This window comes from Gordonia phosphorivorans, assembly GCF_042432625.1.
GTDB classification, from domain to species: domain Bacteria; phylum Actinomycetota; class Actinomycetes; order Mycobacteriales; family Mycobacteriaceae; genus Gordonia; species Gordonia phosphorivorans.
On record NZ_JBHLWV010000050.1, the window covers coordinates 1 to 7,023 of the forward strand.

A 7,023-nucleotide genomic window follows, 5' to 3' on the forward strand; every position below is an offset into this window, starting at 1 on the left:
AGATTCCTCGAAGGATCACACGGTGACCGCTCCCGCTCCGAGCAACGACACGCTGCTCGTCATGGTCCCGGTCACCGGGCTACACCACTCTATGGGGCACTACTCAGCGCGTCAGCCAGCGCGACCGCCATATGATCATTCGCACGGCTATAAGAGATGAACACCGAATCGGTCACGCTGGCACTCCCAACGGCTGCGGGCATTCGGTCAGTCCTAGTTCACGCTGCGTTCGGTCCGGGAAGAAGTCCAACGTGGCGGTCGGGTAGCAGAACCAGACCCGTTCCCGAACCCCCTTGAAGAGAGCGTCAAGTGAATTTCCGCATCCAGCGCACGACTGCGACATCAGCCAACGCCCGTCCGAAGTCATCGCCCATAATTGCCGGCGATCAGGACTCCAGCGCACCCTCGAGACTTCGCGGGGCCCAAAGTTGTGGCGAGCCGCCAGCCCTATCGCCCCATTTGCCGCGACGTCGATCTCGGTAACCGCACCCGCAGAGGTCGCGACGGCGACCGTCGTGCCGTCGGGCGTGATCGCAACATTCGAAGGAGTTCCTTCACCGAAGATCCGGCCCGAAACCCAGGGAACGTCCGGCTGCGACTCCGTCTCCACTCGCACCGCGTCAGGATTCAGCACGGTCGTCCATCCTCTTCCGGAGATACGGACGGACCCATCGTCGTCGATTGCGACGGAGGTGCCCGCCGCCTCAACGTCACTCCCATCGGCCCCCACGAGACGACTCGAAGGCTCCGGCACCGACATCGACGTCGTCAGATCCGCGATCTCACCCACGCCCATGTTCCCGCACACCAGAGTGCGACCGTCGGGCGACAAACTGAAGGTTCGCACCGAATCCATCACGGCACACACCCGCGAAACCCGTTTCGCCGCAGTATCGACCAGGCGCGCTCCCCCGATAGACGACATCACCACGACCTGACCCGCATCGTCGACGGCCATTGCAGTGAGCGCCAAGGAAACGCGCATACCCACGGGACGCAGCGTGCTACCCGCGTTGCGGAGCAATTCTCCACGTCCGTCCGCAGCGACAACCGTCTTCCCTGACGGCGAAACGGCGGCCACTTCCGCCGGGTCCTGCGGCCAACCGTATCGCTCGACGACCCGACCTGAGAGAACATCCACGACGGCCAGGTCTCCGCCATCGCGCACAGCAGCCCACATCTGCCCGGCGGGACCGGCACGCAGATCATGCACCTCGGTGAATTCACCGACCGATTCGGCCTTCAGCTGCCCGGCGGCGCCCACGCGGACCCTACTCAGATCGCCACCCTCGGTGAACACCGCGGCCGCGGCGCCGTCTGACGAGACCGCGATACCAAGGGGCAGCGATGGCAGCTGGATCTCCGAAGAATCTCCGGAGACCAGATTCGTCACCCGGACGACGGAGTCCTGGTCGTAGGTGGCGATGATCGCACCGTCGGGAGTCGAAACGATCCCAAACAGCGGTTGCTGACTGATCCGGGTCCGGGATGTCATTCCGCCGGTGCGCAGATCCCACGTCACCACCGTGCCGACCGAGTCCGCGGACAGCGCAATATCCGGATCACCAGTTAGCGCAAAACCGTTCAGGTGCGCGTCCTTGGCGTAACCCAGGACTCCGCGCCCCCACGGGGCCTCCATCGCCGCGATCAACTTTCCGTACGCGGCTTGCGGGACTTCGCGGCCGGCCGCGCTCTGCTGGATCATAAGGCCTGCCATCTTGAGACCCTGCAGATCCGGCCGGCCCTCGTCAGAGCTGACACCGAGCAAGCCAGCGGCCAGTATGTTCGATGATTTCAAGTCGCTGATCGCGCGAAAGCCTGTCACTGCGATCGCAACGATGGCCGCCAGCACGCCGAATCGGAATGCCCACCGCCGGTTCCTGCGCCACCACTCCTTTCGCGCCGCCTGCCGCGAGTACTCGAGGTACTCGATCAACCGAGGACTGGCGGTCCCAACATCGTCAGCGGCCCCGACCGTACCGGTCGTCTCCAGCGACCGCTTGATCGCTCTGCGGTCGCTCATCAAATAGTCCGGCTCACGACCGGAGTAGACCCACGCCGCCGCCTGCGCCTCGAGGCTCTGCGAATCGCGATAACGGTGGAGATCCATCCGCAACGCTGTCAGCAACGTAGCGTTGCGTTCACCAGAGTCGACTGTTGACTCCCAGAGAATCCAGTTCAGTTCACTTAAAAACTGCGGCACTTCAACGTCGACCACTGGGCCAATCCGAACCGGCACGAGTTTCGCGCTCTGCCAACCTGCCACATCCGACATCAGAGCGCTGTCCCGGACCAGTGCCGACGACACTCCGACGACGACCGCATCCGGATTCTCGGCGGCACCCGGCGACATGATCCGCACTTCACGCTGCGTGAGGACATCTGAGATCTCGCGCAGTGCCAGCTGATCAGCTGCGGCTCCGATGACGACTACCTTAAGTTCCTCAGTCACGGACCAAGAGTTCCGCAGTCGACGACGCACTACTATCCCCCAGCCGAATGACACGGCGGCGGACAGCCCTGCGCATTTACGGCAACTCCTCCACACATCCGAGGAGCTCGAGGTGATCCGTCCCGGGATTTCCGGAGGGTTCGCCTCAAGGCCTGCTCGGGGTGGGCGCGGCCGAGACGTCACACCTCACCGAATCAACTCGCAAAGAACGCGAACACGGCGATCATTGCGCCGAGGATGCCAAAGATCAGGGCCAGCGTGGCTGCGAAGGTCATGGCCAGAGCCCATTGCAGCATGATCGCGATGACCATGGCGACGGCGGACGCCGCGACGATCAGCGCCTCGATGCGTGAGAGTCGGCCGGGGAAGTTCTCGCGCGGCTGGCCGCCTGCTGTCACGATGAACACTGCGACCATGATCGGGATGGTCCAGGCGACAGAGGCGTCGTCACTCAGTCGGGACATCCCGTCGAACCATCCGAGCAGCGACTGATACCAACCCCAGCCGTCGTCGTACAGGTCGATGACCCAGTTCCGGACGCTCAGCCCGGCCGCCGGGGAGACCGACGCGACCATCTGCGTGATGGCGAGCGGGATGCCGAGGCAGGCGACGACTGAAGCCCAGGTCGCCCAGAACCGCTGCGTGTCGTTCAGGGGCGCTTCGACGGTGGTTTGGTCGCTCACGGACAGAACGAGCTGCGTGATGGCGATCGCAATCAGGTAGCCAACGGTCGCTCCGATGATCGGCAGAGTCGCTCCGGTCGGATCGGGCGCCACCATCGACCAGCCGATGGAGAAGGTCACCGCCACCACGATCGCCGTCACCCAGCGACGCGGTCGTCCGACGACGAAGTCGGCTACCCAGCAGATCACGACGCACACCACCGCGGTGATCACGATCGCCACTAGCGCGTCGATGATCGTGGACTCAACGAAGAACTCGTTCCCCACATTCGACGCTCCGAATCCAAAGAAGTAGACGATCCCGTACGGGACAGTCAGGGGCAGCCGGGCGATCGCCCCTCCGTTCGCCCGGGACAAGCGCTGCCGACGAGCCTCTACGCGAGCTGCGGCCGCGCGAGCACGCTCGGCCTCTGCCGCCCGTTCCTTCTCCAGCCGCTCCCGCTCCGCCGAGGCAGCACGGACCTCCCGCGTCTCCCGCGCCTGAGTCGTTGCGAGTTGACTCAGCGCAGCCGCCGCGATCAGCGAGCTCAGTCCGTCGTCGTTCACGACATCCCTCCACTCATCTACGCGCTCCTAGGAATCCAAGACCGTGCCACCCGACGATGGCGTCCCCCCGGAAGCTCTCCTTTTGGTCAGCCAGTCGTCGAGGAAACTCGTGTCCGACGACGGCGGTGGCGGCTCCGGTTCACTCGACCGGAAGTCTGCCGGGTCCAGTCGGCCTAGGTCGAGGTCCTTGAGGTGCCGGTACGACGACGCCATCACGTCGTCGAGTGCGGCCCGGTCGCAGGTTTGGGGCCGTAGCCTCGGATCCACGGTCATCGTGAACGGCGCCGACGACACCCCGTCCGCCTCGTTGCGGGTGACGATGGCATGGAACATCGGCAGATTCGCAAGCGTCGCCGCACCCACCGCACCACCGGTCGTCGCGACGTGCTCGGCGACGTGCGGACCGTTCGCCCGGAAGATCACCGACGTGCCGACGTTACCGGTCAGCGCCTGCGCAACTTCGTTATCGAGCTGACCCAGGTACTGGTGCGCGGCCGTCACCGAGATTCCGAACTTCCGGCCCTCAGAGAGCATGTTCACCAGCGAGCCTGCCATCACCGAATGCGCCTCGTCGACGATCACATGGAACCGCCGGTCGGTCTGACGATTCATGGCCGCAACCCAGAAACGGTTCAACAGCAAGTAGCCGAGCAGCCGTGATGCGGAGGCGCCCATCTGCCCCTTGGCCAGATCCACCAGCACGATCTGGCCGGTGTCCATCGCTGTCGCCGGGTGGTACACGTCCTGTCCGGACGCGAGAATCTGCGCAAGCGCCGGACTCGCCGAGAAGGCTTCGAACTTGCTGTTGACCCAAGAAACCAAGTCGCCATACTCACTGCTCTTCCGCTGACTACCCACCTCGTTCTGCCACCAGACCAACTCGCGGCGATCGGTCAGCTTCTTCATCACCTCGGCAATCATCGCCTTGTCGCTGAGCATCAACGGAACATCGAGCAGGCTTGCCCGCTTGCCACGCAGCAGCACGAGTCCGCGGAGTGCGTGATTGATGCGCTCGATGAAGCGCGGCCCCACAATGCCCTGTTCCTGACGGTCGAACAGTTCCTGGAACATCGCCCCGATGTCGGAGATCGCGGTCGCGAGACTCACCGCGTCATCGGCGTGCAGAGGGTTCAAAGGCATGGGGTGATCTAGATCCGCCGCACGCACCACCATGCACCGTTCCGCGGCGCTCGCCGGCAGCTCGGCGAGGATTCGATCGACGAGACTGCCGTGCGGGTCCAGCACCAGCGCGCCGTTGTCACTGTGCGCAAGTTCGTGCACCAAACCTGCGAGCAAAGTGCTCTTACCCGTACCCGTCGCACCGACGATATGCATGTGGCGCAGCAATTCCTTGTCGCCAAGCGTCACGTCGAGAGGCAGACCGGCGTCCGTTTTCGCGATCCCGACGGTGACGCCGCGATCACCTCCGGTTCGGCGTCGCTCCACCGTCGCTGAGACCGGCAACCCCGCTGGCGCGCCGGCCAGGAATCCCACCGGAGAATCCGGGCCCACCGGAAGCAGCAGCGCCAGTCGCACTTCCGACTCGTCACACCGAAACAGGTCCTTCCCACACTCCGGCATCTCCGGCGTATCCGGGGTGAACACGAGCCCGGGGAAGTTGTCACGCAGCGCTGCCAGGAGGCCGAGCGGAGGGGTCGACTCGCCGACGAGAGTCACCGACATCGTGAACCACTGCTGATCGACAGCGGTGATCGCCACCTCGATCCGGCCGCCGTGCCAGCGGCTCAGCGCCTTCCACAGGCGCGCCCGGTCTCGCAATGTCACCGATTCCACGGTGTCCCACGTCGACGAGGTCTGCCTCCGAGGCCGGAAGCCGAGGCCAGCCGCCTCCGGGCGTCCGCGCCACACGTGTTCGCGGGCTAGGTGCGGACGAATAGTCCAGTCTGTTGTCACGTCCTCATCGAGGACGAGGGCGAACTCGTCGGGGATCGCATCGACCTGTGAGTCCAGACGAACCATCAGGGTCGACGGCCCCTCGCTGCCCGGAAGCACCTCAGAGCCGGCCTCGATATTCAGTTCGGTACCCGGAACCAGGCGCAGCATCGAGATCACCGCATCCAACACCGGTTCGTTGCTCTCGTCTTTACCTCGTGGCCGCAGCCCCGTGATCGTGAGCACCGCTCCTTCGGCACGCAGGTCGGAAGAGTCCCCCACTGTCGTTCCAACGCTCATAGCAATCGGTCCTTTCGCTTCTGCAGTATCCAATCAAGACCGTTTCCCCACTCCCTCGGATACCTGTGCGCACCCGAGTCGTCGAATGCGATTGCCTTCAACCGCAAGGAGCTCCGCGCCGGTGATTCCCCGCGACAGCGCTACACACGCGATCGGAGCCCAAACATCTTCGACCCGAAGAAGGCGATTCCACCGCCAAACGCTGCGGCGACGGTGCCGATCCAAGATGATTCCGCGTCGCCGAATACCGAAGCGCCAAACCACTGGACCACCGCCACCGAAATCGCCAGCACCCCAAGCACATACGGCGATACCGCCGTCCCGACGAGAAGCGCCAGTCCTGCGGCCACCAGAACATAGGCCGCGGACACGACGGGCGATTCACCGAGGTTGAGAGTGTCACTGCCCTGCGGCGAGACGAGAAATCCGACAACCTCAACTACTCCGAACAGCCCGAGCCCGCCGACCCTCATGAACGATTTGAGATGACCAGACCACAGAACACCAAGGGCGAATGCGGCCACCAGCGTCACTACCAGCACCATTCGGTAGGCCGTCCCGAGCACATCGAAGCCGCCGGATCCCGCGATCAAACGGCCGAGTCCCCACACCGCAATCAGCCCTGCGGCCACGTTGATGCCCGCCACGGCAAGTGCACCGAGCTGTGAAGGCAGGAGCACCAACACCCCGACGAATAGCCCGATCGCAGCTCCAGACATTGCGTCCGCGTAAGAGTAGAGCTCACCGTATGCAGTGCCCAGCGCGAGCCCGCCCATCATAGCGACGACCCACCGCAGGTCACCGGGGTCCCGCCGGTCCGACGCGACGCCGCCGATCTTGCGCCCGGGGTACTTACCGACGCCCTGGAACATCACCCAGAAAATTCCGAACAAGAACGCCAACAGGATGAACGCACCGAGCACTTCCATCTGCTGCCCACTCCGTCTCCTAAGTCTTCGGCGATCGTATCGCTGCACGCGTAGTCCGTCGGTCATCCTTCCGGTGGAATCTCCGCCCGGATTCTGCCGAATTCCCGAGTACCTGACCTAGTGTCGCGTGTCGTTAATTAGTTTATGGTTCCTGGGTTGAGATAATTGGCTATGGCGAATTCTCCTGCCCCGGCACTGGAACTGCGTGATGGCGATGCGG

General features: G+C 64.0%; 4 protein-coding genes. All 4 read right to left on the bottom strand.

The genetic code is table 11. The annotated features are described in order from the left end of the window. Window positions 1-172 precede the first annotated feature (172 nt). Entirely contained in the window at window positions 173-2,452 is a 2,280-nt protein-coding gene (locus ACFFJD_RS16790) for a WD40 repeat domain-containing protein (protein ID WP_382366258.1), read from the bottom strand. Between the two features lie 194 nt (window positions 2,453-2,646). Beyond that, on the bottom strand, window positions 2,647-3,681 hold the full coding sequence (locus tag ACFFJD_RS16795; RefSeq protein WP_382366260.1) for a hypothetical protein: 1,035 nt from the start codon (window positions 3,679-3,681) through the stop codon (window positions 2,647-2,649). A gap of 27 nt (window positions 3,682-3,708) precedes the next feature. Beyond that, a complete protein-coding gene (locus ACFFJD_RS16800) occupies window positions 3,709-5,874 on the bottom strand; it encodes a type IV secretory system conjugative DNA transfer family protein (protein WP_382366262.1) in 2,166 nt (721 codons plus the stop codon). 140 nt (window positions 5,875-6,014) lie between these two features. Further along, window positions 6,015-6,803 (bottom strand): hypothetical protein, encoded by a 789-nt coding sequence (locus ACFFJD_RS16805; RefSeq protein ID WP_382366264.1) that lies wholly within the window; start codon window positions 6,801-6,803, stop codon window positions 6,015-6,017. Between the last annotated feature and the right edge of the window lie 220 nt (window positions 6,804-7,023).

Excerpts from the sequence above, each read along its gene's own strand:
- ACFFJD_RS16800 (WP_382366262.1), bottom strand. The coding sequence starts at position 5,874 with ATGAGCGTTGGAACGACAGTGGGGGACTCTTCCGACCTGCGTGCCGAA.
- ACFFJD_RS16805 (WP_382366264.1), bottom strand. The coding sequence starts at position 6,803 with ATGGAAGTGCTCGGTGCGTTCATCCTGTTGGCGTTCTTGTTCGGAATT.